This window comes from Leptolyngbya subtilissima AS-A7 (assembly GCF_039962255.1).
Taxonomy (GTDB): Bacteria; Cyanobacteriota; Cyanobacteriia; order Phormidesmidales; family Phormidesmidaceae; genus Nodosilinea.
Genome location: NZ_JAMPKY010000001.1, coordinates 74,292 through 100,148, shown reverse-complemented (window position 1 = coordinate 100,148; position 25,857 = coordinate 74,292). Strand labels below are relative to the sequence as shown.

Genomic DNA, 25,857 nt, shown 5'->3' with positions numbered 1-25,857 from the left:
AAGCCTATCGAGTGAGCGCCGGTTGCGTGGGCAGGGTGATGGTAAAACAGGTTTGCCCAGGATCACTAGTAACCGCGATATCGCCCCCCAGATGGGCGACCAGCTTTTTCACCAAAGCCAGACCTAGACCTGTTCCCCCCTGCTTCCAGGGGTCAGCGCTAGGCACCCGATAAAATTTGTCAAAGATCCGGGTCATTTCCTCTGCCGGAATCGTCACTCCACTGTTGGTAAGGGCAATGCACACCTGTTCGCTAGGAGCCGCTGGGTTAGGCAAAACCTCTAGCGTAATAGATTCCCCCGGTGGGGTATATTTGCAGGCGTTGTTTAGCAATTCAGCCAGCACTCGCTCTAGGCTGGCCAGATCGCTGTACAGCACTGGCAGGGTCGAAGTTGCTATTAACCTCAAGGTTTGATCGCGGCTCTTAGCGCGGGTCACAAAGCTGTCAATCCAGCCTGCGAGCCAGGGTTCTAGCAAAATTGGCTCGGGCTGAATGGGATGATTACCCACATCCAGGCGCTGAAGGTCGAGCAGATCGTTGATCAGGCTAATTTCGCGCTCACACTCCTCCTGCAAAATACTGTAGTAGCGGCCAATGCGGGTTCGCTCCGCCTTAGGTTTTTGCAGATCGGCAGTGAGGTCAAATTCTTGATTTAGGGTGACCCCTAGCAGTTGCAGTGCCACCCGCATGCTGGTCACCGGGGTGCGCAACTCGTGAGAAACGGTGCTGAGAAAGTCGTCTTTGAGGGTGTTGAGCCGCTCTAGCTCGGCCACCTGCGACTGAGCCGCCTGGTAAAGTCGAGCCTGGCGAATGGCGATCGCACATTGGTTAGCCACCTGCTGCACCAGGCGAATCTCAATGTCGTTAAAGCCGTAGTCGCGATCGTTAATCAGCCAAAGATCGCCCAGCACGCCCCGATCATCCACCACCGGGCAGGCCAGCATGGCCACATAGCCCCGCACCGGGTTCGGCTCCACCGAGCAAAACTGAAAATACTGCCCGTCCAGCAGCTGATGGTACACCTCCGGAAAGGCCTCCATTTGAGCAACTCGACCTTGGTACGACGGGCTAGAGCTGTTGTACTCGTAATAGATCGTCGAGGTGCCCTGCTCCAGATCATAGAGCGATGTATTCGACCCCTTCACCTCTAGGGCCTCGGTCAGCTCTTTCACCGCCGTCAGCATAATCTGATTGACGTCTAGGCTGTCGCGCACCCGGTCGGTAATCCGTTTAAGGGTCGCCTCAAACTCAAGGGCGGTTTGCAATTCCTCGGTTCGCTGGGCCACCTGCTGCTCCAGGTCAGTATTCAGCCGCTGCACCTGGTTGTAGAGACGGGCCTGCTTAATGGCACCGCCCACCTGGGTTGCCACCTCTCGCAGGGTCTCCACTTCCCAAGCAGCCCAAGGACGGGGGCCACTGTTGAGGGCACACACCAGGCCGTAGAGAGCATCCCCCTGCACAATTGGCATCACCAGGCAGGCCTTGACCTGGGCCTGGGCGAACTTGGCCAGATAGTCCGGTGGCAGATGAGCCGAGGCCATGTCGTCGAGCACCTCCATCTCGCCCTGGCGGTAGCGCATCAGATCCGCCGGAATAAAGTTGAGATCGGTCTGAGCTGTGACCGCATTGGCCATGGTGCTACTGGCCGACTCAGCCACTACCCCGTTGTAGTCAGGGTCAAAGCTATAGAACAGCACTCGATCGATGCCCAAAAAGCGACGCACCTCGTTCACCGTCGTTTGCAGCAAGTCTTCAGAGTTGAGCGATCGCAGCAAGTGCTGAGCGATCGCTCCCAGCAGCCGATCTCGCTCCGACTGCCGCTGTAAGGTCTGCTCCACCTCATGGAGAGGAGTCATATCTTGTAGACTCACCATCAGCTGAGGTTCCCTGTCAGCAGCCCCAAATCGTTTTACCGTCGCCAGCAGCCGACGGTGCTCCCCCGCCGCATCGGCGATCTCCACCACAGCAGTTTGCTCATCGCCACTGGCCAAGGCCCGCTGGCCCGCAGCTAGCACTGGTTGGCCGACCCCCGGCGGCAGTATCTCCACACCCTGCTGCCGGTCGTTACTAGCCAATCGATCGCCCCCTAGCAGAGCAGTACAGGCTCGGTTGTGAAAGCACCAGCGATCGCCAGCATCCGTTATCCAGAGCGGCGTTGCGATCGCATCGAGCACCTCCCCAAAGGCGGCATCGGCGACCTCAGATTGAGGTCGATCTTCCTGAGGCAAGGGGTCGAGGGGCAGAGTAGACATAACCGTGGGGGCTTAGGAAGATTTAGGTAACAACAACCTTGGCAAAAAGCGGCGCATGCTCTACAAACACTATGCCCAGAGCCGCCAGAGAATACCCAGCTCGCCCCCACAAAAATCCATTGCCGAAAAACATTGCCTAAGCTGTTTGCTTAGCGCCGCCCATGGTCTATAATCGTAGACTGTGCACATTTGCAGGCCCTATGAACGCAGAGGAAATCATCCGCTCGATTGAGGCGGAGCAGCTAAAGACCGACCTTCCCACCATCTACGTCGGCGACACTATCCGAGTTGGCGTGCGCATTCAAGAGGGTGGCAAAGAGCGGATTCAGCCCTATGAGGGCACCGTTATCGCCATGCGCAATGGCGGTATCAATCGCTCCATTACGGTGCGAAAGATTTTTCAGGGGGTCGGCGTTGAGCGAGTTTTTCTCGTCCATGCCCCTAAGGTAGCCAGCATTGCTGTGCTGCGCCGGGGTAAAGCTCGTCGGGCCAAGCTCTACTACCTGCGCGATCGCGTGGGCAAAGCTACCCGCTTGAAGCAGCGTTTTGATCGCCCAATCAACTAGAATTGAGTAAAGTTGGGCAGTGGTGCTAAAGTGGCACCTGGTTTCATGCGTCCTTAGTTCAGTTGGTAGAACGCGGGTCTCCAAAACCCGATGTCGGGGGTTCGAGTCCTCCAGGGCGCGCTGAGTAAGGCAGAGACATTTCCCAAAGCTCTTAGACCCTAGGGCCCGCTAGAGCAGCGGGATCTGTCACTGCCCCCAACTCGTGATAAAACCAGGAGCCATTAGCCCTTCGGTCTAATGTTTTCTCAGGTTAGCTAAGCCGGTTTGCCGGTCCGTGTTTTCCCGTTAGTTCAGTGTGGATAAGCGCCAACAGGAGCCAAGCCAGTGGTTAAAAAAGACACCGCAATAGAGTCTAAGGGTAAGGCTGCAGACCCTCAGGTTGCCGAGCAGGGCTTTAGTGTGGTGACCTTCTTGCAGGGCACCAAGGAAGAACTGGGAAAAGTTGTTTGGCCTAGTAGACAGCAGCTCATCAGTGAGTCTGCCGCCGTTATCCTCATGGTTAGCCTTTCCGCAACGCTGATCTATCTAGTTGACCGACTGTTTGGGTGGGTTTCGGGGCAAGTATTCTAATGGCGGTAACTGAAGAAGACTTCGACTACGATGATGCTCCTTTGGACGACGATCTAGGGGCTGAACCTTCAGCAGAAAGAGCTGAGCAATCTACCGAAGAAGGCAACGAAGGTGAAGCGGCCCGCTTCTACCAACGTAAAGCTCGGTGGTATGCCGTCCAGGTGGCCTCTGGCTGCGAAAAGCGCGTCAAGCTCAACCTCGAGCAGCGCATTGGCACTCTCGATGTGATGAACCGAATTTTCCAGGTTGAGATTCCTCAAACGCCAGCGGTTAAGCTCCGCAAAGATGGCAGTCGTCAAAACATTGACGAGAAAGTCTTCCCAGGCTACGTGCTGGTGCGGATGTATATGGATGACGAAGCCTGGTCGGTGGTTAAAAACACCCCTCACGTCATCAATTTTGTCGGGGCTGAGCAGCGCCGGGCCTACGGTCGCGGTCGCGGCCACGTCAAGCCCATGCCATTAGGCATGAGCGAGGTGAAGCGCATCTTCAAGCGCACCGAAGAGCAAAAGCCGGTGATCAAAGTCGACATGGCTCCGGGAGACAAAATTACCGTGCTCTCGGGTCCCTTCAAAGACTTTGAAGGCGAGGTGGTGGAAGTCAGCCCCGAGCGCAGTAAGCTGAAAGCTTTGCTGTCGATTTTTGGGCGCGACACCCCAGTGGAGCTGGAATTTAATCAAGTGGAGAAAGAGAGTTAATTAATGGCTAAGAAAGTTGTAGCGCTAATTAAGCTGGCACTTCCTGCTGGCAAGGCCAACCCAGCTCCCCCCGTCGGCCCAGCTTTGGGTCAGCACGGGGTTAACATCATGGCGTTCTGCAAAGAGTACAACGCCCGTACCCAGGAGAAAGTGGGTCTGGTGATACCGGTTGAGATCTCGGTCTTTGAAGATCGCAGCTTTACCTTTATTCTCAAGACGCCGCCAGCCTCAGTACTAATTAAAAAAGCAGCGGGCATTGAGCGTGGTTCGGGCGAGCCCCGCACCAAGAAAGTGGGTTCCATTACCCGGGCTCAGCTCAAAGAAATTGCCGAGACTAAAATGCCTGACCTTAACGCCAACGACATTGAGGCAGCCATGAACATTGTCGAGGGTACCGCCCGCAACATGGGTGTTACCATTTCTGACTAAGCCATTGCCCTAGGCTATTGGCTGTAACCAAGTTTCACTTATTCACACTACGGGGAAGAGGCATTGCTTCGTTTGACCCCAAGGAGACCACCATGCCTAAAGTATCCAAGCGCCTGCGCGAAGCCCAGGCCAAAGTAGAAGACCGTCTCTATGAACCCATAGAGGCTCTAGAGCTGCTAAAAGAAACCGCTACCGCTAAGTTTGTTGAGTCGGCCGAGGCCCACATTCGCTTGGGTATTGACCCCAAGTACACCGACCAGCAGCTGCGTACTACGGTCATTTTGCCCAAGGGCACGGGGCAAACCATTCGAGTCGCCGTCATTGCTAAGGGCGAAAAAGTGGCTGAGGCCACCGCTGCTGGAGCTGACTTGGCGGGATCTGAAGAGCTCATCGACGAAATTCAGAAGGGCATGATGGACTTCGACGTTCTGATTGCTACCCCCGACGTGATGCCTCAGGTAGCCAAGCTTGGTCGTCAACTCGGTCCCCGTGGCCTGATGCCCTCCCCCAAGGGCGGCACCGTAACCTTTGACTTGGCTAAAGCAATTGATGAGTTCAAAGCAGGTAAGTTAGAGTTTCGCGCCGACAAAACAGGCATCGTCCATGTTATGTTTGGCAAGGCCGACTTTAGCGCTGAAGATTTGCTGGTCAACCTCAAAGCGCTGCAAGAGACCGTTGACCGCAATCGTCCGTCTGGTGCCAAGGGCCGCTACTGGAGAACCGTAGCGATCGCCTCCACCATGGGTCCCTCCATCCGTCTCGATGTGAATGCCCTGCGCGACTTCAAGATGTCCGACGCGGTCTAGGCCCAACAAGTTTTACCCCAGCCAACCAGGAGTTACGCCCACTGACACAACCCCTCACAATTGCATAGACGACCGGAGACAGCAGGTAGCCGCCCAGCGTTGCATAAACCCTGCCGAGGTTGACGTAAATGACTACGGTGCTCTTGCCCAAGCTGAGCACTTTGGGTTGTTGGTCTACCCCGGCAGAGCTGTCGGGGTTTTGTTTTACTAAGGGCTAAATCTAAATCTGGATCGGGTAATTAAGTTCCCAATCCCCAACTTAAAGGAGGTGAGATCGATATGGGGAGAACCCTAGCGAATAAGAAAGAGCTGGTGGCCGAAATTCAGGCCCTGCTAGACGATGCCCAGCTAGCCTTTGTGATTGATTACAAAGGTCTGACGGTATCGGAAATCAGCGACCTACGCAACCGGCTACGCCCCAAGGGTGCCGAGTGTAAGATTGCCAAAAACACGCTGATGCGGATCGCCGTTGACGGCAACGAAAACTGGCAACCCATCACTGAGTTCCTCAAAGATTCTTCGGCCTTTGTGCTAGTTAAAGAAGACTTTGGCGGGGCAATCAAGGAATACCAGGCATTCCAAAAAGACACCAAAAAAACCACCCTGCGTGGCGGTGTCATGGAAGGTCAGGCCCTGAACGAAGACCAGATTAAGGCCATCACCGAACTGCCCACCAAGGAAGAGCTTATGGCTCGTCTGGCTGGAGCAATCAAGGCGATGCCGACTCGGGTGGCCGTGGGCGTCAACGCAGTACCGACCAAACTAGCGGTGGGTGTCAAAGAGGTGCCCGCATCTCTGGTCCGTGCTATCAAGGCAGTCTCCGAGAAAGATGCAGCCTAGGCTCATCTCTCACGATTTTGTCTGTGTTTAATTGTTTTCAACCAGGAGTTAACCGGTAACTATGTCTGCTAAAACCGATGAAATTCTCGAACAGCTAAAGACCCTTTCTCTGCTAGAAGCTTCCGAGCTGGTCAAGCAAATTGAGGAAGCCTTTGGTGTTGACGCCTCTGCCTCCGCTGGCGGCGGCATGATGATGATGGCCCCCGGCATGATGGGTGGCGGTGGTGCCGCTGCTGCCGAGCCTGAAGAAGAGAAGACTGAATTTGACGTCGTTCTCGAAGAAGTCCCCGCTGACAAGAAGATCGCCGTTCTTAAGGTTGTGCGCAGCCTGACCGGTCTGGGTCTGAAGGAAGCCAAGGAACTGGTGGAAGCCGCTCCCAAGGCCGTCAAGGAAGCCACCACCAAAGACGACGCCGAAGATGCCAAGAAGCAGCTCGAAGAAGCCGGCGGCAAGGTTGCTATCAAGTAGCCTGACGTTTTGCCACTGAGGCTAAAACGTTAGAAAGCTCCCTGTGGTCTCACGGGGAGCTTTTTCTGTAGTTAGTTAAGGATGGTTTCCTCACCTCAAATAGCCCCTCTGGCTACCCATCCCCGACAGAGAAGGATAGCATTGGGAAGATAGTCAAATAGTTAATGGGAGTTAGCCATGGCGCAGCGCCTGAAACGATGGGAGTCGCCCCGTAAGCTGGGTCGCAATGACAAAGGGCGAGGCGGTGCCGCCCGCCAGCGCCAGCTGCAAAAACGACAGCAAACTTTGCGTAAGCGCCTAGGGGGGCGATCGCCATCAGACCATACAAATACTCATCCGGGGGAGTCAACGGCTCCCCTTTTTGCTATCTATCCCCGTCCTGCCTGAGAGATTAGCCAATCAGCAACTCTTCTTCGGGATACTGCACAGAGGATGGTTTAGGATCGCCAAGCAGTGCCGCCATAAACAGCAGTACGCCTACCCGCCCCAAGTACATGGTGAAAGCAATCACGTACTTACCAACGTCAGAGAGGTCGGCGGTAATGCCGGTAGACAGCCCCACCGTGGCAAATGCAGACACAGCCTCAAAGAGAATATCGATAAAGCCTACGGTTGGATTAGTCAGAGACACTAGGGCCGTAGCTGCGACGACCGCCAGTCCCGAGCCCACCACCACGGAGATCGCCTTCAGCACGCGAATAGTAGCAATCTGCCGCCGAAACAGAAGAACCTGCTCTTTGCCTTGAAGGGCCATACGAGTGCAGGCTAGCAAAATTCTCAGGGTAGTGGTTTTAATGCCGCCGCCGGTGCTGCCGGGGCTAGCGCCGACAAACATCAGAGCAATCATGATGAACAGTGAAGCGTTGCCCATCGCACCAATATCAATGCTGTTAAATCCGGCGGTGCGGGCTATAACAGACTGAAACCAGGCCATCAGCAGCTTGTGCTGGGGAGCCACCGGTCCCAGGGTGTCGGGGTTTTGGTACTCAATCAGAAAAAATGCCAGGGTGCCTAGGGCCAAAAGTACGGCGGTAGTGCTGGTGACAATTTTGAAGTGGAGGGAAAACGGGTTACGGCAGCGGTTGCCGTTCAGGCGATTGCGGGCCCATGACAGGAACTCCATAATCACCTGGTAACCAATGCCACCTAGGATGACTAGGGCGGTGATTACCGCGTTGACCCAAGGATCGAGCGCATAGCCAACAATGTTGTCTTTAAACAGGCCAAAACCCGCATTGTTGAAGGCGCTGACACTATGGAACATAGAGAGCCATAGCCCATAGCTAGGCCCGTAGTCTCGACTAAAGATCGGATATAGGCAAAACAAGCCCGTCAGTTCAACGGACAGCGTCATGGCAATGATCGAGAGGATCAGAGGCTTACCGCCTGCCAGCACTGAGTTATCCATGGACTGCTGAATAGCGAGTCGTTCTCGCAGCCCCAACCGTCGCCCCAGCAGCAGCAGCAGAAAGGTGTTGACGGTCATGTAGCCGAGCCCTCCGACCTGAATTAGCGCGAGAATAGTCGCTTCGCCAAAGTCAGAAAAGTAGGTACCCGTATCGACCACAACTAGCCCGGTGACGCAGACAGCGGAGGTGGCTGTGAATAGGGCTACCAGGGGGTCACCCCAGCCTTGCTGAGTGCTAGATATGGGCAACGCCAATAAAATTGTACCAATGGCAATTAATACTAAAAAACCAAGGCATATGGTGCGCGGAACCGTCATCTGCATAGGTTGGGCATTCCGCAAGACACGGAGTAGAGAGGCAACCCTATATTTTCACGAGTTGACGCTCTCGACCACTATGCCGCAAGATTTAACCGGCTAGCCAAGCTGTTCTCTAGGTGTCGAGTTGTCATGACCAATGCCCTGTACAAGAAGATTCAGACGTTCTATGACGACTCCTCTGGGCTGTGGGAGCAGATCTGGGGTGAGCACATGCACCACGGCTACTACGGGGCCGATGGCCGTCAGCGCAAAAATCGTCGCCAAGCCCAAATTGATCTCATTGACGAATGTTTGACCTGGGGGGGCATTACCCAGGCGGAGACTATTCTCGACTGCGGCTGCGGCATTGGCGGCAGCGCCCTCGAATTGGCGAACCGGTTTGGGGCCCGAGTGACCGGCATTACCCTCAGCCCATTGCAGGCCCAGCGAGCCACAGAGCGGGCTACAGCAGCGGGTTTGAGCGGCGATGGTGCTCCTTGTGCAACGTTTCAGGTCGCGGATGCTTTGAATGCTCCCTTTGCTGACCACAGCTTTGACTTGGTGTGGTCGATGGAGAGCGGGGAGCACATGCCCGACAAGGTGGCATTTTTGCAGGAGTGCTACCGGGTGCTGAAGCCAGGGGGCAAACTGCTGATGGCCACCTGGTGCCACCGCCCTACGGATTCACTGGGAGGGCCGTTGACCTGGCTAGAGCAGCGGCAGCTCGACTGGATTTATCGTGTCTATGGCCTGCCTTACGTGATTTCTCTGCCTGACTATGAGGCGATCGCCCAAAACTGCGGCTTTGACCAACTAAAAGCCGCCGACTGGTCGCTAGCGGTCGCTCCCTTTTGGGATGAGGTGATTGCCTCGGCCCTCAGCCTTGAAGGCCTAGCAGGGTTGATTCAGGCGGGGCCTGGCACCCTCCAAGGGGCGCTGGCCCTGGGGCCGATGCGCCAGGGGTTGTATAACGGCCTAATTCGCTACGGGCTGCTTTGCGCGGTGCGCTAAGCCAGACAACTCGAAAAAAAAGGTGAGTTCCGTTTGGAACTCACCCTGAAGTTAGTGCCTAGTTATGACTTAGCTGACCTACTGGGGTCGAGCAGCCGGACAGTCAATAGCCCGCACGGCAACGGCGGCGGTGTAGTCACGCAGCGCGTTGGAGTTGGGCGAAAAGCTGGTTCCGGTTTCGTTGAGGGGGGTTGCGATCGCACAGAAGGCCGCCATCTGCTTAATCGTAGCCTCGCCCCAGTGACCGCCGATGTCGGTGAAGGTGGGCGGGTTGCTGATGTTAGGAATAATTCCTACGGTGGCTGGTGCCGGGCTGACGCCGGGCGTACTACCCGCCGCGCTAGCGTTGGCTCGCACAAGGGCCAGCTTGTAGGTCATTGCCATCAGCTCGGCCCGAGAGACATTGTCGGTTGGGCGGAAGTTGCCGGTGCCAGCGTCCCCGGTCACGATGCCCAGCTGCTTGGCCTGCTGAATCTTGACTGCACTCCAACGGTTGGCAGCTACGTCAGAAAAGGGGGCGATAGAGACCGCTTGGGGTAGGTTAGCCAGCGTCGAAGTTGGCAGAACTTTCCGGGCGGTTTCCATCATTACAGAAACCGCCTGCTCGCGGGTCAGCGGCGCAGTAGGCCGGAAGGTGCCATCCTCAGAAAATCCGGCAATAACTCCTAGGCTAGACGCCCGGGTGATCTCGGCAGCATAGCGGTTGCCTCGAATATCGTTAAAGGCCACGGCGGGCGGCGTCACGGGCGGCGTTGTAACAGGAGGTGTGCCACCACCAGTTTGCCCGCCTTGAAGCTGCGCCAGGGTCAAGTCGTTGGTGAAGTACACCAGGTGCGAGCTAACGATCGCCCCGTTAAAGGTGCGCTTAGTCAGTGACCAGCCTGGGTTGAGATCGAGCTGCGTGAAGCCTGTAGGGCTTATGCCGTTGGCGCGACCGATAGTGATACGCTCGCGAGAAACGGTGCTGGGAGCAAACTGCAGCAGCAAATCACCGTCTTTCTGGTTGACCTCAAACCGAACCCCGGACAGATCCTGCCCCGCCAACCGGATAGCGTAGCCATTGGTATCGCGCTGTAGGCGACAGACGCCCGTAAAGTCAAAGGTATTCCACAGGGCATTTACTTGAGTAGGTTCGGCGCCAGGGTTAGCAATCGTCCAGCAGGGGGGATTGGGCTGCAGCTGCTCCACAATATAGAGTCGATAGGGCTGGGAAGTGCTTCCCGGTACCGCAACCACCAAAAAATTGGCCTGATTGATAGCGATGTTGCCAAAGGCCTGGGTCAGCAGCGTGCCGGTCTCACGCACCGCGGGCTGAACTGAAGTGGAGGTGGGAGCAACGGCATGCCCTGCTCCGCCTACTACCCCGAGGGTAGCTGCAGTCAGCACAGCCGCTTTCAACATTGACGTAAAATTCATTGTCACCCGTCCTAGATAGCGATTTGTGATGGGGGAAATAGTTTCTTTACCTTAGCGCTGGCAATTAGGGCCAAACCTTTAACCTCAACCACTTATCAGACCGTCTGATAGTCAAGCTGACGACCCAATATCCAACGGCTGAATCTTAGTCACCCAGACCTACACTTGGGTCGCTGGCCTCAAGCTCAGACCTAAGCCAACCACGGCCAACGGTCACGACCAAACAAACTCTTCCAAGCTCAATTCAAACGAATTAAGTCAGCAAACCAACTCACGATTTAGCTTAGAAAAGCCGCCATTATTGTAGAGTTATCACCGCTATAGGACCCTAGTTTTTGCGGGAATTACTTAGGATTCGTTGCAAAACCTCACCTTACGGTTCTGTGTTCTTCTGAAGGCCCGTTGAGAACGTCTCTAAATCTGAAATTCGTCTAGGGAGATCGGGGGGAGTCCCGCAGGGGCGATCACGCGACTGACCGAGGCTTTATAGCTTTCCTGCTGGGTGACCATATCCACAGAAATGGCCTCAAACCACGCCTCCAGACAGCCAAAGGGAGCCGTTAGCTGTAGATTACCCTCAAGCTGCCCCTGGCCGTTGGGCAGCAGATTGAGCAGCTGACGCGGCTCGTCGGCCAGGGTGCGGGTTTGAGGGTCAGTAATCCACACTTTGAGATACAGGCGGTTGGGATGAAAGGGCACCCGCAGAGTCACGACCACTGGCTCACCCGCAGTCAGGTCACCCTCTGGCAGCTCTAGGGTAGGCATGGGCGGGGTCACCGTCTCTGGCGGCTCGGCCTCCGGGGCAGGCACCGCGGCGGCGGCTAAATCACGCAGAGTAGGGTCCTCGTCTTCATAGATCACCACCTCTCCAGCAAAAGGGACAAACGGCGGCGGCTCAAACGAGGTTTCTACCGGAGTTTCCACTGGGGCAGCGGCAACCTCGTGGCGCTGCTCGATCGCCTCCTGCTGAAGGTTGACGGCTAGCTCGTTGAGCCGATTCCAGAAGCGGTCCTGCAGCTTGAGGTCTTTGAACCCCATAGCCTCGTGGGAAATCAACTGGGGTACCGCGTCACGGGGTTTAGGGGTGGCACTAGGAGATGCCTGCCCAGTCAAGACGGCAATGGGGTCGTCGGCCTGGGGCGGCGAAGCAATGGGCGGTAAGCTTAACCCCCGGACCGGCTCTGGGCTCGGCGTAGCGGGGGCGCTCAGATTATCAAGGCTGCGATCGCCGGGAGGCGAGGAAACGGAGCGGGGGCGACCCACTAGGGGCAGCGACGGTTGACGAGCGGCCGCCTCGTGGGGAGAGGGGTAGTAGATTTTGGGCGGCAGCTCAGGACTGTTGCGGGGCAGGGTGAGAATGGGCATCTGCCGAGGCGGTGCCGCCCGGCCGACAATATCCCAGGTTTTGAGCTCGGGGGTGGGGGGTTGGGGAGAGGCTGGGTCCTCATCTGGGTCTTCGGCCGGAAAGACAACGTCTAGACCTGATTCGGTTTCGGCCTGGTTGGCGATCGAGTCAAACAGCGAGGCCACATCCACCGTGACCGTAAATCGCTGTAGGGCCGCTATCTCAGTCTCGACAAAGAGTCCTACTTCCCCTAGCAGTAGCCGGGTCGACAGCTGAGCGGGCACAGTTACAGTCAGTGTCATGGTGCTGGGCAACATTGCCACTGCCAGCGGTACCGGAGCCATAGCCACAGTGACCGCGGTCTGGGGGTCCGATAGCCGTAGCACCAGGGTCAGGGGCGGGCATGGCTCACCGTCAGAGGGGCCAGTCACCGTCGCCGTTAGCCCTAGGCTTTCGCCAGCACTGCCCAAGAGCGCGGCGTGGGGCAGCAATAGCCCGTAGGGCAAGGGGGCTGTAGCTGAGCTGGCCAGCTGGGTTTGAAACGCATCCATAGCCGCCGCTGCGGTCTGAAGGTCAACGACCGGCGCCGGGGCCGCCGATGTTGACCCAGCGGCTGAGGGTTGGCGAGAGGTGGCGATCGCGCCTAAGCCAGCACTGCCGTCGTCGGCAAACCAGTCGCCCTCGTCGGCAGAGTCTTGGGCCACCACCTGCAGCTGCACCGCATAGCGCCAAGGTGAAGGGGCGTTAGCAGCCTCCGGGTTTGCCTCTGGGGCGATCGCGCTAGCGCACTGAATATCCCAAGTTCCCTCACCTAGGCGAGTAAAGGGCATGACGACCATCAGGCCATTTTCGTTGATCTGGCTCTGACGACGCAGACTACGGCGCTGAGGTGGCACGCGATTCGCGAAACGAGCCGTCCCAGAATCGCTTTGCGAATCGTGCAGCAGCTGGCCGATCTGAATATATACCGGAGTATTGGTATGGCTAGTATGGGCCATCACTCGGTAGCGGCCCTCCAGAATTTCTACCTGGGATGTATCGAGGGGCAACCAGCTCTGGTCACCCTCCTTTTGCAGCAGAAATTCCCAATACTCCATAGTTCAAGCCCCAGTTTAAGTCCTGAGTTTAAAGTCTGTTTTGGGAGACAGGCCTCCCATGATGCTTCAGGATACTCCCTAGAGGCAAACCTACACTGTTACCCCAGCAAACATTCAGGGATGAACCGTAGCAATACCTACAATTTGGGAGAGACTACCTTCTGCCTCTCTACAGAGGGGGCTTCCCTCGCCTCGCCCTAAGCTACAAAGGTAACCTCTTAGGAGATAATTACATTATGTCTATTGAAGATAGAGCCAAGGCCGCCGCTAAAGATGTTGAAGGCAAGCTCCAGGAAGGTGCTGGCAAGGTGACAGGCGATCGCCAAGCTCAAGCCGAAGGTAAGGCAAAGCAGGCTGAGTCTGATGTGCGCCACGGTGTAGAAGACGCAAAAGACAACGTCAAGCGCGCCATTGACTAATGCCCTAGCAGCTCTGCTCAGGGACATCTAATCTTACAAGCTCCGATCCATAGAGGGTCGGAGCTTTTGATTACGGAGAGCGGTGCTAACCAACGACTCCCTAGCGCGTTTCGCATCATTCTCAGCCCTATGCATCGGCGCTTTTGGCTTAGGGTGTTTAGCCAAGCAGGTCGTTCAGCTCGGTCTCGGTCGCCCGAAACCCAACCAGTACCGCCTGGCCATCTTTGACAAACAGAGGACGTTTTAGCAGCATGGCATCGTTGGTGAAGGCGTTGACCCAATCAAGATCACCCCAGGTCTGCTTGTCGTCTCCCAACGCCCGGTAGGACTGCCCCGAGGTATTGCGCATGGGCTTGCTGCCTAGGCTATCTACCCAAGCCGCTATCGTGGCTTGGCTGGGAGGGTGTTCTTTAGTGTTGACAAAGTCGTAGGCAATGGCGCGGCTATCTAACCATTGCAGGGCTTTTTTGCAGGTGCTACAGGTGGGAATGCCATAGACTGTCAGCGTCATAGCAGCGATCGGTTGAGGGATAGGTTCAAGTACAAGCAAGGACAACAGGCAAAAGCGGTGGTTAAAACGCAAAAACGCCCCGGCGATCGAGACGTTTTTGCAGCGCTTTAACCTCTCGTGAGGCAGCCCACTAGCCTAGGTGTCGTACACTCGGCACTCGTCGGCTTCGGGGTTGTTGTCACAGTAGACTTCTAGAGAGTTTTTATCAGTGCCTTTGTCGCGCTGGTGAGAGGCTTCCGCCTGAAGCTCTTCTACGGCATCCCAAGCAGCGGCGCACTCCTGGGAGCTGCCGCCGCTGGCATCACAGGCGGCCCGGGCACCTTCAATTTCTTTTTCAATGCGCTCTTTGATGTTCTCGCTCATGTCCTTTCTTACCGTTTGTAAACAACTAGCGGGGGCCTGTGGCCTGGTCAGCAGAGGCAAACTATGGCTTTAGATTGTCAGATCCCAACTCCAGGCTCAGTATACTGCACCGATTCAGAGGCTCTGGCGGTGAAAACTCTACCCCATAGAGGCAGGGTTACGCCCTTGACAGACTCCCCGGTTGGCCCAGACGAGGTCAGTATAAGTACTCATTACCCATTGTACACATCTCCACAGTGGCAGGGGTAATCGTTGAACATTCTGAGCCCAGGTCAATTTACTCAGGGGGAGGAGCAATCCGATCTAGACTGGAACCAACCCAAGGAGGGGGCTACCCAATGACCGACATTCCCCAGCTAGACCTTCCGCCCATAGAGTGGGCCAATGCGGTATCGGCCCGTCCCTCCCTTGAGGGGGCCGTGAAGGACGTGGTAGAGCAGCTTAAGCACCGACTGACGGGGCCCCCTGATCTGGGCATTGTGTTCATTTCGTCGTCGTTTACCAGCGAATTTGCTCGCCTGCTGCCCCTGCTCCACGACCTATTGCCCATACCCGCTCTGGTGGGATGCAGCGGCGGCGGTATTGTCGGCATGGATGACCAAGGCCATCCCCAAGAACTAGAGGACACTCCAGCGCTTAGTCTGACGCTGGCGCGGCTGCCAGGGGTAACGGTGCGGAGCTTTCATCTGTCGAGCGATGACCTGCCAGATCTCGATAGCCCACCCAATGCCTGGTCTGAGCTGATGGGGGTCGCACCAGAGGCCAACCCCCAGTTTATTTTGATGGCTGACCCCTTTTCATCCAAGGTGACCGACCTGCTGCAGGGGCTTGATTTTGCCTACCCCAGCGGCGTGAAGATTGGCGGTCTGGCTAGCGTTGACGGGTTCAATCGCCACAGTGGGCTATTTTGCGATCGCACCCTGCACAGCGAAGGCGCGGTTGGAGTAGCCCTGGCGGGGCCAATTGTGCTCGACACCATTGTGGCCCAGGGCTGTCGCCCCATCGGCCCTGTCTATCGGGTGGATAAGGCCGAGCGCAACATTCTGCTGTCTTTGAGCGACTCAGAGGACGGCGACTCGGCGCGCCCGCCCCTAGAACTGCTGCAAGAGCTGTTTGAAACCCTATCTGAGGGCGATCGCCAACTGGCCCAAAGTTCTCTCTTTATCGGCATGGCCCAGGACAGCTTTAAGCTCAGCCTCAACCCAGGCGACTTTTTGATTCGCACGCTGCTGGGGGTTGACCCCAAAATGGGCGCGATCGCGGTGGGCGACCGGCTGCGCCCTGGGCAGCGAGTGCAGTTTCACCTACGCGATGCCCACACCTCCGCCACCGATCTCGAAACCCTATTGCAGCACTATCAGCAGCAGGCTCCCGTAGCGATCGCCCCCGCCGGAGCGCTGATGTTTGCCTGTGTAGGACGCGGTGCCGGGCTCTATAACCAAGCCAACTTTGACTCAGGTCTGTTTGCCCAATATTTGCCCGGGCTCCCCATAGGAGGCTTTTTCTGCGGCGGCGAGATCGGCCCCGTTGGGCAGACGACGTTTCTGCACGGGTTTACATCAGTGTTTGGGATTTGTCGGCAGCCGTAAGGGCAGGGAGAAGATAGGGGATAAGGAAGTGAGGAAGATGAAGAGAATGGAAATTTCCCAGATTCTCTATCTCCCTACCTTCCTCACTTCACCTATTCCCCCTCTACCGCAGGCCCAGCTCTGGGGAAGGGGTTAGACCGTCGATGGTTATTGTGTATGTAATGGCGCTGGTACCAATGCCCTGCCAACCAGTGATAAACCCTCCTTCGTCAAGAACAGGCTGGTGTTGAGGAGTGGTGACGGCAGCATAGTAAACCCCGGTAGCGGGCAGAGGTGTGGTAGCCAAGTAAGGTTGCTGACCAGCGGTAGTGCGGCCGGCAGACAGCAGACGGCCGGCGGCGTCGAATAAGAACAACTGGGCAGCATCGTCGGTGTAGAGCAACCCACGGCGCTGCTGAATAACGGTTAAATCGAGGTTGGCACTGTCTCCCTGAGCACCCAGAAAGGCGTAGATGTCAACCCGACGACTGACAGCCCCGGTGGTGACGCCGCTGCCGCTGCGGGTGTTGACGCGCTGGGCCTCAGCTAGAGGATCAAGGGGAGTGTCGGCGGTAACGCCCAACCCGCTCTGCCAAAGCGCCTCGTACTGGCGCAGGGTCTGGTCGGCGGCAACGACAGGGGCACCACGGCCCACGCTGGAATACACTCCTCGATCAAAATCTAGGGGCCGACCGCTGTATCCGGGTAGGCCAAACCCAGCGAGCACGGGTTCACAGCCATCGATAGGGCTGACCACAGTTTGGTTTTGGCGAAATAGCTGCATTTGGCGACGAAACGTCGCCAGCTCGGCAAGGGTTTTGACGGGCAGGTCAGATTGTTCGAGCTGGCTGGTATAGGCGATCGCGCTATCCCAGTCATTCAAGCAGACCGTTAACCGCAAAGCATTCTGCAGAACGGCCGTGGATTGGCCGTGGGCTGGGGCAGCAGCCAGCGTTGCTAACAGAACAACCGTTGACCAGCATAACCAAGACCTAACTTTTGTCACCCTCATCGCTGCTGACTCCTCTAGGTACTGCCGCATCCGCTGGTTTCACTGTACCCACAAGTCTACCGAGGCTCGCCCATAGTGGGCCAAAAACTTGTCGCTGCCGGTTTCTTGCCGCCGCAGCCAGGCCCAGAGCTGATCGCCGAGCGAAAAGTGCCACCACTCGTTGGGGTGGCGACGAAACCCCGCTGACTCCATCACCTGGTTGAGCAGGGTGCGGTGGGCGTGGAAGGTTTGCTCAGCCGGGTTCGTGCGGTCGGCAAAATGGTTGGGGTGCGATCGCAGCGATACCTCATCAATGGGCGAGCCCATATCGACCACGCTCCCAGTAGCATCGATCAGCGTCACGTCTAGCGCGGCCCCAGTGCTGTGGGGCGGCGGCGTGGCTGGGTCATCGCTGGGCATGGCCCAAAACTGGGCCACCTCCGCCATCACCTCGTCGCGCTGGGCAGGGGTTAGAGCCTCAGTCATCCATCCCCGAGCTTGTACCCGCTCTGTGAAAGTGTGCTCCACCATAAACCGCTGCACCGCCAGAGGGCGAAAGGCGTCAAAAATTTGTATGTGCCAACCCGAACGCTGCCACTGGAGCTGATCCTGAGCTTCGGTTAGGGCGGCGAGTACGCCTGCTCTGAGGGAGTAGGGTGACTGGTTACCGTAGGGGGCTCCTAGCGATTGATAGACGTGAGGATCTACTAGGGGAAAGCGATCGCAGGGGATGGGCACTAGCGGTTCACTGCGATCGCAGATTGGGATGGCCTGGTAGGGTTTCATGTGTTTTTCCCCAGCTTAAAAAGTGTCAATAGTTAGCCTAATGCCATCATCAGGGAGTGCTCGTCCCTCAAAGCATTAATGCCTCCATAGAGATGGACGTGAGCTTGTACTCCAGCCTAATTCGCCTGCTTATTCTTCACCAAGCGGCGCAGAAGCCAATTTTTGGTCTTGGCCTTATCGAGGAGCCGAGCTATTACGGTTACAACCTCGGCGCAGGAACCCTTTACCCCATGCTCCGTCGTCTAGAGCGTAGGCTAACCTGGCGTCCGCAAAAGCAAGAGATAAACCCTAGAACCGACAACTTTACTCGGCTGATGAACTGGGCAAGCGGCGGCTAGAAGACGCCAAGCAAAAGGTCAAAGAGCTTTTCGGCGAACTGTATGAGGATTCAGCTTCGCGAATGTAGTGCTCGATATAGGGGCTAATTATCGAATTTCGATACAGTGGCTTCAGCATTATTGTTTTGCCCCATGAGCCAGCCGCCAGAATTAGATTTCCCAGCCGTAGAACCGGTTCAGGAGAGTTTATCGGCTCGGCTAAGCGAGCTAGCCCGCCTCTTTCTAAGGCTAGGAGCGATCGGCTTTGGCGGTCCCCAAGCCCACATTGCCATGATTCACGATGAGGCAGTGGTGCGGCGCGGCTGGCTCAAAGAAGAGCAGTTTCTTGAAGGGGTAGCAATCTGCGAAATGCTGCCCGGCCCCGCCTCAACCCAAACCGGCATTTATATCGGGTACTTGCGAGCGGGACAGCTGGGGGCGCTGGTAGCGGGCGTTTGCTTCATTTTGCCGGCGTTTTTGATTGTGCTCACCCTGTCGTGGGCCTACTTCAAGTTCCAGGGGGTACCCCAAATTAAGGACTTGTTTTTGGGCATTTCGCCCGTGGTGATCGCCATCATTTTTGGCTTCTGCTGGAAGCTAGGCAAGAAGGCGATTAAAGACTGGCAGGGGGTGGCGATCGCCCTCACTGTCCTCCTTGTCTCCCTCATCTTTCGCGTCAATATTCTGCTGCTCTTTTTGCTAGCGGGTCTGGCCGGACTCATCATCTATCGCCCCACCGCCCCACCGCCCGCTGGGCCATCACCCCGCACGAGTGCCTGGCTCGCCCCCCTGCTGCCTATCACCCAGGATATTCCCAATCTGCTAGCGAATCTTCCCGCCGACCCTGTCGCGGTTTCTAGCTTCTGGGGTCTTGATCGCATTCAAGACTACTTCGTCCCCCTCTCAACCTTCTTTCTCAAGACCGGGGCCTTTATCTTTGGCGGCGGCCTGGTGATTATTCCTCTGCTAGAGACGGCAGTGGTGGATGACTTTGGCTGGATGACCCCTAACCAGTTCATTGACGGGGTTGCTCTGGGCGAACTCACCCCCGGCCCGGTGGTGATCACCGCCGCTTTTGTAGGCTATAAGGTAGCCGGGGCACTGGGGGCGCTGGTCGCCACGATCGCAATCTTTACCCCGTCGTTTTTATTCATCATGTTTGCCTCACCGTTTCTGGTGCGGCTGCGACGAAACCCCTGGGTGAAAAGCTTTCTCAAGGGAGTGATGCCAGCGGTGTTGGGGGCGATCGCCGCCGCTGCCATTCCCCTGTCCGTCGCCGCTCTGCAGCAAGACACCCTGCCCCGCACGGCTGTTGCGATCGCCATAGGCCTTGCTGCCCTCATTGCCTTGGTGCAGTTCCGCCGCCCTACCTGGCAACTGGTGCCCACTGGGGCATTAATTGGCTTAACTGCAGGGGCTCTAACTTAAAGCACCTGCTTACTCCCGCCCCTAAGTTGTCACCATGCCGTGTTCTAAGGCGAAGCGCACCAGCTCTGTGCGGCTGTTGGTGCCGGTTTTGCTAAACAGACGGCTGACATACTTTTCAACGTTGCGCACGCTAGTCTCCAAGCGGCTGGCAATTTCTTTGTTCATCAGCCCCTCGGCTACCAAGTCGAGCACGCTCTGTTCGCGGGGGGTAAGGTCAATGCGAATGTCGGAGGCTACCTTGGCAATACCGCCTTTCTGGGTCAGCATGGCCTTGATTTCCTCAATCTGGCGAGCCATGACAGCAATGTCGGGCACATCGCCGGCATCGAGGGTTTGGGCGGCGCGGCGACCCATTAGATTGCTGACTACCGCTACTAGTTCTTCGGGGTCGAAGGGTTTAGAAAGATAGGCGTCGCAGCCCGCGTTGTAGCCTTGAATGCGATCGCTGGTCATGCCCCGCGCTGTCAAAAACAGCACCGGTAGCCCCTTAAAGCGAATATCATCGCGCACCTGGGCCAAAAAGGCGTAACCGTCAACTTGGGGCATCATGATGTCCGAGATTAGGACATCCGGCGTCTCCTGTTGCAGCAGATCCCAGCCTTCCTTAGCATTGCTGGCCGATCGCACCGTAAAGCCGCTGTCTTCTAAATAGGCTTGTACCGCCTCGCGCAGACCTGGCTCATCGTCTACCAGTAAGATATTCCCGGTTTGCTCAGACATAACATCGCCCCAGATGACCTATCACTGCTCACTCTAACTCGGAATTGTCGGGGCGGAATCAGTTCACGCCCCAGAAGACAACAAGACGCTTAAGAATCAGAATTTATCAGGTCCAGGCTTTGGAGGCCAAGCATTCTGCCTAAACCCTGGACAGCCGAGACGGCTATCCTACTGTCTTAAATCGTTGACCCAACCAAACGGTAACTCAAAATGGAAAACCTGCTGTTTTACCTGGGCTTTGCCACCCTCATGGCCCACGAACTCGACGCCATGACCCAAGCCGAGTGGCGACTCCTGTTTATTCTCAATCGCCTGCCCGACGCGATCGCCGAAGTGGCCTTTGTGCTGGTTCACATTCCCCTGGTGGCGGGGCTGCTGTGGTTAACCAATCATGAAGCTCCTGCTGTTTGTCGCTGGTCGCGCATTGCCGTGGCGCTCTTCCTCGCTATTCATGCCGGGCTGCACAAACGGCTTGAGCACAGTATTCTCTATACCTTCGATTCTGATCTCTCTCGCGGATTAATCTATGGCGGCGGCGTGTTGGGGCTGCTGTACCTGCTGACTGTTTTCATTGCTTCTCAACGAACCCTACAAACAGTCCCTCAAGAGACGAAGTAGCCAGTACCGACTCGCTCTCAAACGAGTTTTCAAGCGCAAATTTTGATCGACTACCATTAGGTAAAGATCTTATCCAAGTCAAAGACGCATTTGGCTTGGGCTAGCGATCATAGGAGTGCTGATTATGGACGGGTCATTTCCCCAGAGCATGCTGAAGAGTGAGTTGCTCAACCGCCTAGCCATTAACCTCGACACCGCCGAGGAGTTTGGCCCCATTGCCGAAATTTGGGTCAATGGGCGCACTCACCAGGTTAAGGGCATTGGCTGTAGCGCTGGCGGCCTGTTGAACCGCCAAAGCCGTCGGTTCCTGTGGTCTCAGATTGGCTCCGTTGGGCGCGATGGAGTGGTGGTAAAAGCCGGGGCACGAATCGAGGCAATTGATGAGCACCTGCAAGACTGCTTGCCCTTGGGAGAGATTGAGCTGTGGTCAGATCACGGCGATCGCATCGGCCAACTCACCGACTACCGCTTCGACCCCGCTACCGGCAACATCCTGCAATACCTATTCGTCCCGGCAGAAACTAGCCCATTGCCGGCTGGCCTCTATGCCCTGGCCCCAGTGGCCGTCATCAGCACCGGCCGCCGTCGCATGATGGCGGAGGACACTGCCCTGAGCGCTCCAGTCCTGATTCAAGCAGGGGTGCAGCTGCCTCGACAGCCCGCCCCCACCGCCCAATCGCCCTTCGATCGCATTCCCCTAGACAAACTGCCCGACCCGCGTCGCAGCTGGGATGCTGCCGTCAAGGGCACCCAGACCATGCGCGATCAGGTGAATGAACAGTTTCAGGAAGGTCGCCACAAGTTGGGAGCCGAAGCTCAAGATCGCCGCCAAAAACTCCAAGCCGAGGCCCAGGATAAGTTAGGCGGCCTGCTGGGCAGCGTTAAGAAGCGCACACGTGGCTTGCGCAACCAGCTGCGCGAGGCCGTCACCGACGTTACCGCTGGGCTGCCCTCCGGCCCCAACCTGCGCGATGACAAGGTGCCCACCATCGATGTGGATGCCATGGAGCTGTGGCCTGAGGACGATCTTCCCCCAGAGCACCCTGCCTATCGCCCCGACAGGCGTTAGCTACAGGTCGCGCTGGTAATCGGCGATCGCCTCTAGCAGATCGGCTTTGCCAGCAGCCGGAATTAAATCGGCCAGGGTGACGGTTTTTTGCCCACCGCCAATGGCCACCGACGTGCTGGTCAAAATATCTGCGACGGCAGATTCGGTCACCTTATCGCCAGCAACCAGGGGATAAAGCTTTTCGGCCAGAGGCGTGTGCAGTTTGGCGTCGCCCAGATATAGGTGCCACTTGGCCACATCGAGATACACCTTATCGCCGATGGTGGCGGCTAAGGATTCTATGGCGCGGGCAGTAGAGGCATCAGACATAGCTTGGGTTCTCCATCTAGGGCTCTGTGTTGGGGTCAGGGTCAGCAGTGGACGCTAGGGGCACAGGGGAGTAGTCTGCGATCGCAAAAATATAGACAGCATTAGCTACTAAAACCGGCAACCAAGTCAGGGTTACCTTATTTGCCCAAGGCGCCCATTCAGGGTTGAGAGTATTAAAAAACCACAGCCCAGAGTTAACGGCAGTAAACGCCGCCACATGCACCGCAAAGTTAATGCGGTCCTCTAACTTGCGGTAGGCAGGATCTTCTCGGGTGGGTTTACGGGGCCAACGGGGTGGCATAGGCTCAACATCACAATTACGCTACACCCTTCATTCTAAAGGCGTTGGGGCTAAAGGCGGGGGAGGCATTCCCCACTGGCAAATGTAGGCGTAGATCGCTAAAGCCGCCGCCGTCTGCACATTGAGCGACTGCACCACCCCATACTGCGGAATCACCACTGCCTGATCGCAGGCTGCCGCCACCACGGATGGAATGCCTGTCAGCTCGCGTCCCAAAACCAGCACCATGCGTTGAGGAAACTGCATCTTAGCCAGGGGCGTCGCCTGGGGCTGAAGATCTAGGGCAATGGGGCTATAGCCCTGCCGCCGCCGGTCAGCTAGCCACTGGGGCAACTGCTCCGCTGCGCAGGCCACCACGGGCTGCCACTGGTGAGTCGCCACCGCGACTTGGCGAAACTGGCGATTTTGAGTTAGTGCTAACTCGCTCAGCACCAGAGCCTCTAGTCGAAAGGCTTCGGCGGTGCGGCACAGCATGCCCAAATTCATGGGGTTTTCGACCAAAGCGGCGCATACCACCAACGGGTGACGGGGCAAATTTGGGTACTGAGTTTGGAGTAGCACCATAGATTCATAAATAATGACGCACGCGTCTGAAATCAATAAAAAAACTCGAAAAAACCCGTCCTGTCTAGACAGAACGGGTGAGGTGCCATCGTCAACTAGATGACCGCAGCCCTTAGGCCGCGATTAGAGCAATGTTAGAAAACACAAATTCCTGCTTATCGGTGTCATCGTCAACCCCGGTTTCGATAGAGCGGCGAGAGAGAATGTAGTAGCCGCCAACTTCGGTATATTCGTCCTCAAAATCGCTGAGGCCGCCCTTTTGCTCACCAGTTTTGGGGTCGTGGTAGACCGAGTCGTAGCGGTGCGACAGGTAGCCGGACCCGGTGTCGTGGCTGCTATAGGTGTGAATGGTTACCACGACGCCATGGATGTGGCGGTGCACCATCGACACTTCGTTGCCTTTGAGCTGGTAGCGATCGCCCTCGGCTTTGCCACCCATCAAAATCTCTACCGAACCGTCGGCTAGGGTTTCGCCATAGCTAAAGGTGTTGTTGCCGTGGCTGTCTTCAAACTCACGCCGCACCCGGTGAATCGAGACCTCAAACAGCTGACCGTGCACCATTTTTTGAGCAGCCTCATCGGCAATGCCGCTCACCTCAAGCTTAAGGTCGGCGCTGACCTTAACCTGGCCACTGTAAGTCTGGTCGTTGTGGGTAAACGTCACATCAGCGGTATAACCAGGGAAAGCTGCACCCCAGGTGTAGCGATTTTCATAGGCAGCGCGAAACAAGTCCCGTGCTGCAAGCTGAGTTCCAACCATTAAAAAATTCTCCCGATTCATGTTTGGTGCACAAGCAGCGCCCTGCCGCTGTGCTGGAGCTTCTTTAGCATAGCGATTCTAAGCTCCCCTGGGCTTGGCCTGGTCTTAAGTAATAGGCAGGGTCAGCTGCCAATTGCGAAGAAATGTATTAATGTATTGTGGTTTACAGTGCTAACGGGGTCGCCTCTTTAGGATAAGGAGCCCATAATTCATTCAGACCTGTGCTGCTCCAGAAAAGCTGCGGCAGATCGGTTTCTAGAAGCTCAATTTAGTTCCAGTTTTCCACAGGCTGCTCGTGAGCCTCAGTTTTAAGGCATCCGCTAAAACCCTGCACAGTCAGGGCTTTTAGGATCACTTGTTTTCTTATATTGCAAAAGCTTTGAGTTATCCACAGTTTTTTGGCAGTCTGTGGATAACTTGTTTTGGTGATAAACGGGCGATCGCGCCCCTCAACCGGCAGCGCTACTGGCGTACTGATCTATAGCCTCAAATAGGTGGCTCACCTCAGCCGCCGTAGTAAACGGGTTGAGCAGCACCGCCTTCAACCATCGCTGCCCCCGAAAGTTAGGCACCGACAAAAAGATCTGGCGCTGCTTCAGCAGGTAGTCCTGCAAATTAGCGTTCCAGGCGTCCCACTGGGCTGGTGGCAGCGCAGGAGGGCAGCCGCGAAAGCAGATTAGATTCATCTCAGGCTCGCTGGCTAGTTCCAGGTAGGGCCGCTGGCGCACCTGGGTGACAAAGTGATTGCTGAGGGCATAACTGGCCTCGATCAGTTCGGCGCAGCCCGCCTGGCCCAGATGCTGGAGCGTGAGCCACAGTTTGAGCACGTCGGCATGGCGGGTTCCCTGCACCGTCAGTTCCCCTAGGTTTACCCAATCAGGCTCAGTATTCATGTAGGGTGCCGACACGCGAAAGTGACTGTGCAGCAACCCCAGATCGCGAAATAGCACCGAGGCACAGGTCTTAGTGACGTACAGCCATTTTTGGGGGTTAAACGTCACCGAATCAGCCTGTTCAATGCCCATTAGTCGATGCCGGTGCTGAGGCGAAAAGGCGATCGCCCCTCCGTAAGCCGCATCCACATGGAACCACAGCCCGTGGGTTTGGGCAATGCGGGCAATTTCGGGTAATGGGTCAATGTTGCCGGTAACGGTGGTGCCCGCCGTGCCTACTACCGCAAAGGGCCGCTGCCCTCGGGCGATTGCCCCCTGAATTTTCTCCTCTAGGGCATTGACGTCCATCTGAGCATTGGCGTTCGCAGGTACCAGCACCACCCCCTCCAGCCCCAGCCCCAGCACCATCGCCGCCTTTTGAATCGAGGTGTGAGCCATCTCCGAGGCCAAGATCACTGGCGGCGGCCCCCCGGCCAATCCCTGCCGTAAACAGTCCAGTTTTACGTTGCGAGCTACGGTGAGCGCCTGCAGGTTAGCCAGGCTGCCGCCGCTGGCTAGCAGCCCCCCAGCTCGCTCCCCAAGCCCAAACATCTGGGCCAATTCGGCCAGCAGCAGCGGCTCTAGACGCGATAGGGCCGGCGACATCTCCACGCTCAGCATGTTGTTGTTCAAGGCTGCCGCCGCCCAGTCGCCCACAATAGAAGCGGTGCTGGGCAAGGGGTCCATGTGGCCCATATAACCGGGGTGGGCTGGGTTCATCGACTGGGCCATGAGGTCGCCCAGGGATGACAGCAGGGGGGCGATCGCCGTGGGTTGAACTGGAATACCGCTAAACTCAATTTCCTTAATTGAGGGCAGAGGGTCGTGGCTGCCTGCCCCTGTGGAATAGTCAAGAATTTGCTCGACCACCCGCTGCAAAATTGCTGCGATGGCCGCTCGGTTGTGGCCTTGTGGATCGATAAACGCAGTAGCAGGCAAAACCGATGGAGCCAACACACACCTCTCGCGGGAACTATGGCTCAATTATCTCGCCA

The 25,857-nt window shown here is 56.7% G+C and carries 28 protein-coding genes, 1 tRNA gene and 1 other annotated feature; of the genes, 15 read left to right on the top strand and 14 right to left on the bottom strand.

Features of this window, described 5'->3' with window-relative positions:
- Positions 1 to 4: 4 nt before the first annotated feature.
- Complete coding sequence (locus NC979_RS00555; RefSeq protein ID WP_242024165.1) at positions 5 to 2,251, bottom strand: GAF domain-containing sensor histidine kinase; 2,247 nt, start codon at positions 2,249 to 2,251, stop codon at positions 5 to 7.
- A 200-nt stretch (positions 2,252 to 2,451) separates the two neighbouring features.
- On the opposite strand from NC979_RS00555, the gene rplS reads away from it, so the two are divergent.
- The 9 genes from rplS (at position 2,452) to NC979_RS00510 (ending at position 7,016) form a co-directional block, all read left to right on the top strand.
- Positions 2,452 to 2,817, top strand: coding sequence for a 50S ribosomal protein L19 (gene rplS / locus NC979_RS00550; protein ID WP_073609590.1), 366 nt, complete (start codon positions 2,452 to 2,454; stop codon positions 2,815 to 2,817).
- Between the two features lie 47 nt (positions 2,818 to 2,864).
- Positions 2,865 to 2,937, top strand: a tRNA-Trp gene (locus NC979_RS00545).
- A 204-nt stretch (positions 2,938 to 3,141) separates the two neighbouring features.
- Complete coding sequence (gene secE / locus NC979_RS00540; RefSeq protein ID WP_190522747.1) at positions 3,142 to 3,387, top strand: preprotein translocase subunit SecE; 246 nt, start codon at positions 3,142 to 3,144, stop codon at positions 3,385 to 3,387.
- On the top strand, positions 3,387 to 4,085 hold the full coding sequence (gene nusG, locus NC979_RS00535) for a transcription termination/antitermination protein NusG (RefSeq protein WP_190522746.1): 699 nt from the start codon (positions 3,387 to 3,389) through the stop codon (positions 4,083 to 4,085). Before secE ends, nusG begins: the two co-directional genes overlap by 1 nt.
- Before the next feature lie 3 nt (positions 4,086 to 4,088).
- Positions 4,089 to 4,514 (top strand): 50S ribosomal protein L11, encoded by a 426-nt coding sequence (gene rplK, locus NC979_RS00530; protein ID WP_190522744.1) that lies wholly within the window; start codon positions 4,089 to 4,091, stop codon positions 4,512 to 4,514.
- 92 nt (positions 4,515 to 4,606) lie between these two features.
- Positions 4,607 to 5,320, top strand: a complete 714-nt coding sequence (gene rplA / locus NC979_RS00525) for a 50S ribosomal protein L1 (RefSeq protein WP_190522742.1) — start codon at positions 4,607 to 4,609, stop codon at positions 5,318 to 5,320.
- 54 nt (positions 5,321 to 5,374) lie between these two features.
- Positions 5,375 to 5,532, top strand: a sequence feature (ribosomal protein L10 leader region).
- A gap of 67 nt (positions 5,533 to 5,599) precedes the next feature.
- Positions 5,600 to 6,160 (top strand): 50S ribosomal protein L10, encoded by a 561-nt coding sequence (gene rplJ / locus NC979_RS00520; RefSeq protein WP_190522740.1) that lies wholly within the window; start codon positions 5,600 to 5,602, stop codon positions 6,158 to 6,160.
- Positions 6,161 to 6,221: 61 nt separating this feature from the next.
- Complete coding sequence (gene rplL / locus NC979_RS00515) at positions 6,222 to 6,629, top strand: 50S ribosomal protein L7/L12 (RefSeq protein ID WP_190522738.1); 408 nt, start codon at positions 6,222 to 6,224, stop codon at positions 6,627 to 6,629.
- A gap of 177 nt (positions 6,630 to 6,806) precedes the next feature.
- Complete coding sequence (locus NC979_RS00510) at positions 6,807 to 7,016, top strand: hypothetical protein (RefSeq protein WP_190524567.1); 210 nt, start codon at positions 6,807 to 6,809, stop codon at positions 7,014 to 7,016.
- Between the two features lie 4 nt (positions 7,017 to 7,020).
- Here the strand turns inward: NC979_RS00510 and NC979_RS00505 are convergent, their stop codons facing one another.
- Positions 7,021 to 8,355, bottom strand: a complete 1,335-nt coding sequence (locus NC979_RS00505; protein ID WP_190524374.1) for a TrkH family potassium uptake protein — start codon at positions 8,353 to 8,355, stop codon at positions 7,021 to 7,023.
- 132 nt (positions 8,356 to 8,487) lie between these two features.
- Between NC979_RS00505 and NC979_RS00500 the strand changes: the two genes are divergently transcribed.
- Positions 8,488 to 9,348 (top strand): methyltransferase domain-containing protein, encoded by an 861-nt coding sequence (locus NC979_RS00500; protein WP_190522737.1) that lies wholly within the window; start codon positions 8,488 to 8,490, stop codon positions 9,346 to 9,348.
- A 78-nt stretch (positions 9,349 to 9,426) separates the two neighbouring features.
- On the opposite strand, the gene NC979_RS00495 is transcribed toward NC979_RS00500, so the two are convergent.
- Together NC979_RS00495 and NC979_RS00490 are read right to left on the bottom strand one after the other, a co-directional pair.
- Entirely contained in the window at positions 9,427 to 10,764 is a 1,338-nt protein-coding gene (locus tag NC979_RS00495; RefSeq protein WP_190522734.1) for a DUF3747 domain-containing protein, read from the bottom strand.
- A 414-nt stretch (positions 10,765 to 11,178) separates the two neighbouring features.
- Entirely contained in the window at positions 11,179 to 13,206 is a 2,028-nt protein-coding gene (locus tag NC979_RS00490; protein WP_190522732.1) for a hypothetical protein, read from the bottom strand.
- Between the two features lie 236 nt (positions 13,207 to 13,442).
- Here NC979_RS00490 and NC979_RS00485 point away from each other — a divergent pair, with 236 nt between their 5' ends.
- Positions 13,443 to 13,625, top strand: a complete 183-nt coding sequence (locus tag NC979_RS00485; RefSeq protein ID WP_190522730.1) for a CsbD family protein — start codon at positions 13,443 to 13,445, stop codon at positions 13,623 to 13,625.
- Positions 13,626 to 13,782: 157 nt separating this feature from the next.
- Here NC979_RS00485 and NC979_RS00480 read toward each other — a convergent pair whose 3' ends face one another.
- Both NC979_RS00480 and NC979_RS00475 read right to left on the bottom strand, forming a co-directional pair.
- Entirely contained in the window at positions 13,783 to 14,136 is a 354-nt protein-coding gene (locus NC979_RS00480; protein ID WP_190522728.1) for a Spx/MgsR family RNA polymerase-binding regulatory protein, read from the bottom strand.
- A gap of 135 nt (positions 14,137 to 14,271) precedes the next feature.
- Positions 14,272 to 14,499 (bottom strand): Calvin cycle protein CP12, encoded by a 228-nt coding sequence (locus NC979_RS00475; RefSeq protein ID WP_190522726.1) that lies wholly within the window; start codon positions 14,497 to 14,499, stop codon positions 14,272 to 14,274.
- Positions 14,500 to 14,837: 338 nt separating this feature from the next.
- Here NC979_RS00475 and NC979_RS00470 point away from each other — a divergent pair, with 338 nt between their 5' ends.
- Positions 14,838 to 16,088: an FIST signal transduction protein gene (locus tag NC979_RS00470; protein ID WP_190522724.1), complete on the top strand. Its 1,251-nt coding sequence runs from the start codon at positions 14,838 to 14,840 to the stop codon at positions 16,086 to 16,088.
- Positions 16,089 to 16,191: 103 nt separating this feature from the next.
- On the opposite strand, the gene NC979_RS00465 is transcribed toward NC979_RS00470, so the two are convergent.
- Together NC979_RS00465 and NC979_RS00460 are read right to left on the bottom strand one after the other, a co-directional pair.
- Entirely contained in the window at positions 16,192 to 16,950 is a 759-nt protein-coding gene (locus tag NC979_RS00465; RefSeq protein ID WP_190522722.1) for a pre-peptidase C-terminal domain-containing protein, read from the bottom strand.
- A gap of 168 nt (positions 16,951 to 17,118) precedes the next feature.
- Entirely contained in the window at positions 17,119 to 17,844 is a 726-nt protein-coding gene (locus NC979_RS00460; RefSeq protein WP_190522720.1) for a M15 family metallopeptidase, read from the bottom strand.
- Between the two features lie 470 nt (positions 17,845 to 18,314).
- Between NC979_RS00460 and chrA the strand changes: the two genes are divergently transcribed.
- Positions 18,315 to 19,589 carry a chromate efflux transporter gene (gene chrA / locus NC979_RS00450; protein WP_190522718.1) on the top strand — a complete coding sequence of 425 codons (1,275 nt, stop codon included), beginning with the start codon at positions 18,315 to 18,317 and terminating at the stop codon, positions 19,587 to 19,589.
- Between the two features lie 21 nt (positions 19,590 to 19,610).
- Here chrA and NC979_RS00445 read toward each other — a convergent pair whose 3' ends face one another.
- Positions 19,611 to 20,309: a response regulator transcription factor gene (locus NC979_RS00445; protein WP_190522716.1), complete on the bottom strand. Its 699-nt coding sequence runs from the start codon at positions 20,307 to 20,309 to the stop codon at positions 19,611 to 19,613.
- Between the two features lie 210 nt (positions 20,310 to 20,519).
- Between NC979_RS00445 and NC979_RS00440 the strand changes: the two genes are divergently transcribed.
- Together NC979_RS00440 and NC979_RS00435 are read left to right on the top strand one after the other, a co-directional pair.
- Positions 20,520 to 20,927: a DUF6713 family protein gene (locus NC979_RS00440; RefSeq protein WP_190522714.1), complete on the top strand. Its 408-nt coding sequence runs from the start codon at positions 20,520 to 20,522 to the stop codon at positions 20,925 to 20,927.
- A gap of 124 nt (positions 20,928 to 21,051) precedes the next feature.
- The gene (locus tag NC979_RS00435; RefSeq protein WP_190522712.1) at positions 21,052 to 21,996 is read left to right on the top strand and encodes a hypothetical protein; all 945 of its coding nucleotides are present in this window, start codon (positions 21,052 to 21,054) and stop codon (positions 21,994 to 21,996) included.
- Here NC979_RS00435 and NC979_RS00430 read toward each other — a convergent pair whose 3' ends face one another.
- From NC979_RS00430 to NC979_RS00410, 5 genes are all read right to left on the bottom strand, one after another.
- Positions 21,997 to 22,305, bottom strand: coding sequence for a DUF3181 family protein (locus NC979_RS00430; protein ID WP_073609609.1), 309 nt, complete (start codon positions 22,303 to 22,305; stop codon positions 21,997 to 21,999). It lies immediately after the preceding gene.
- 16 nt (positions 22,306 to 22,321) lie between these two features.
- Complete coding sequence (locus NC979_RS00425) at positions 22,322 to 22,606, bottom strand: 2TM domain-containing protein (protein WP_190522710.1); 285 nt, start codon at positions 22,604 to 22,606, stop codon at positions 22,322 to 22,324.
- Positions 22,607 to 22,636: 30 nt separating this feature from the next.
- Positions 22,637 to 23,170: a TrmH family RNA methyltransferase gene (locus NC979_RS00420; RefSeq protein WP_190522708.1), complete on the bottom strand. Its 534-nt coding sequence runs from the start codon at positions 23,168 to 23,170 to the stop codon at positions 22,637 to 22,639.
- Positions 23,171 to 23,282: 112 nt separating this feature from the next.
- Complete coding sequence (locus tag NC979_RS00415) at positions 23,283 to 23,930, bottom strand: DUF3386 domain-containing protein (RefSeq protein WP_190522705.1); 648 nt, start codon at positions 23,928 to 23,930, stop codon at positions 23,283 to 23,285.
- 449 nt (positions 23,931 to 24,379) lie between these two features.
- Positions 24,380 to 25,816: a pyridoxal phosphate-dependent decarboxylase family protein gene (locus NC979_RS00410; RefSeq protein ID WP_190522703.1), complete on the bottom strand. Its 1,437-nt coding sequence runs from the start codon at positions 25,814 to 25,816 to the stop codon at positions 24,380 to 24,382.
- Between the last annotated feature and the right edge of the window lie 41 nt (positions 25,817 to 25,857).

Coding starts and splice junctions, on each gene's coding strand:
- NC979_RS00555 (WP_242024165.1), bottom strand. CDS start 2,251: ATGTCTACTCTGCCCCTCGACCCCTTGCCTCAGGAAGATCGACCTCAA.
- rplS (WP_073609590.1), top strand. CDS start 2,452: ATGAACGCAGAGGAAATCATCCGCTCGATTGAGGCGGAGCAGCTAAAG.
- nusG (WP_190522746.1), top strand. CDS start 3,387: ATGGCGGTAACTGAAGAAGACTTCGACTACGATGATGCTCCTTTGGAC.
- rplK (WP_190522744.1), top strand. CDS start 4,089: ATGGCTAAGAAAGTTGTAGCGCTAATTAAGCTGGCACTTCCTGCTGGC.
- rplA (WP_190522742.1), top strand. CDS start 4,607: ATGCCTAAAGTATCCAAGCGCCTGCGCGAAGCCCAGGCCAAAGTAGAA.
- rplJ (WP_190522740.1), top strand. CDS start 5,600: ATGGGGAGAACCCTAGCGAATAAGAAAGAGCTGGTGGCCGAAATTCAG.
- rplL (WP_190522738.1), top strand. CDS start 6,222: ATGTCTGCTAAAACCGATGAAATTCTCGAACAGCTAAAGACCCTTTCT.
- NC979_RS00510 (WP_190524567.1), top strand. CDS start 6,807: ATGGCGCAGCGCCTGAAACGATGGGAGTCGCCCCGTAAGCTGGGTCGC.
- NC979_RS00505 (WP_190524374.1), bottom strand. CDS start 8,355: ATGACGGTTCCGCGCACCATATGCCTTGGTTTTTTAGTATTAATTGCC.
- NC979_RS00500 (WP_190522737.1), top strand. CDS start 8,488: ATGACCAATGCCCTGTACAAGAAGATTCAGACGTTCTATGACGACTCC.
- NC979_RS00495 (WP_190522734.1), bottom strand. CDS start 10,764: ATGAATTTTACGTCAATGTTGAAAGCGGCTGTGCTGACTGCAGCTACC.
- NC979_RS00490 (WP_190522732.1), bottom strand. CDS start 13,206: ATGGAGTATTGGGAATTTCTGCTGCAAAAGGAGGGTGACCAGAGCTGG.
- NC979_RS00485 (WP_190522730.1), top strand. CDS start 13,443: ATGTCTATTGAAGATAGAGCCAAGGCCGCCGCTAAAGATGTTGAAGGC.
- NC979_RS00480 (WP_190522728.1), bottom strand. CDS start 14,136: ATGACGCTGACAGTCTATGGCATTCCCACCTGTAGCACCTGCAAAAAA.
- NC979_RS00475 (WP_190522726.1), bottom strand. CDS start 14,499: ATGAGCGAGAACATCAAAGAGCGCATTGAAAAAGAAATTGAAGGTGCC.
- NC979_RS00470 (WP_190522724.1), top strand. CDS start 14,838: ATGACCGACATTCCCCAGCTAGACCTTCCGCCCATAGAGTGGGCCAAT.
- NC979_RS00460 (WP_190522720.1), bottom strand. CDS start 17,844: ATGAAACCCTACCAGGCCATCCCAATCTGCGATCGCAGTGAACCGCTA.
- chrA (WP_190522718.1), top strand. CDS start 18,315: ATGAGCCAGCCGCCAGAATTAGATTTCCCAGCCGTAGAACCGGTTCAG.
- NC979_RS00445 (WP_190522716.1), bottom strand. CDS start 20,309: ATGTCTGAGCAAACCGGGAATATCTTACTGGTAGACGATGAGCCAGGT.
- NC979_RS00440 (WP_190522714.1), top strand. CDS start 20,520: ATGGAAAACCTGCTGTTTTACCTGGGCTTTGCCACCCTCATGGCCCAC.
- NC979_RS00435 (WP_190522712.1), top strand. CDS start 21,052: ATGGACGGGTCATTTCCCCAGAGCATGCTGAAGAGTGAGTTGCTCAAC.
- NC979_RS00430 (WP_073609609.1), bottom strand. CDS start 22,305: ATGTCTGATGCCTCTACTGCCCGCGCCATAGAATCCTTAGCCGCCACC.
- NC979_RS00425 (WP_190522710.1), bottom strand. CDS start 22,606: ATGCCACCCCGTTGGCCCCGTAAACCCACCCGAGAAGATCCTGCCTAC.
- NC979_RS00420 (WP_190522708.1), bottom strand. CDS start 23,170: ATGGTGCTACTCCAAACTCAGTACCCAAATTTGCCCCGTCACCCGTTG.
- NC979_RS00415 (WP_190522705.1), bottom strand. CDS start 23,930: ATGGTTGGAACTCAGCTTGCAGCACGGGACTTGTTTCGCGCTGCCTAT.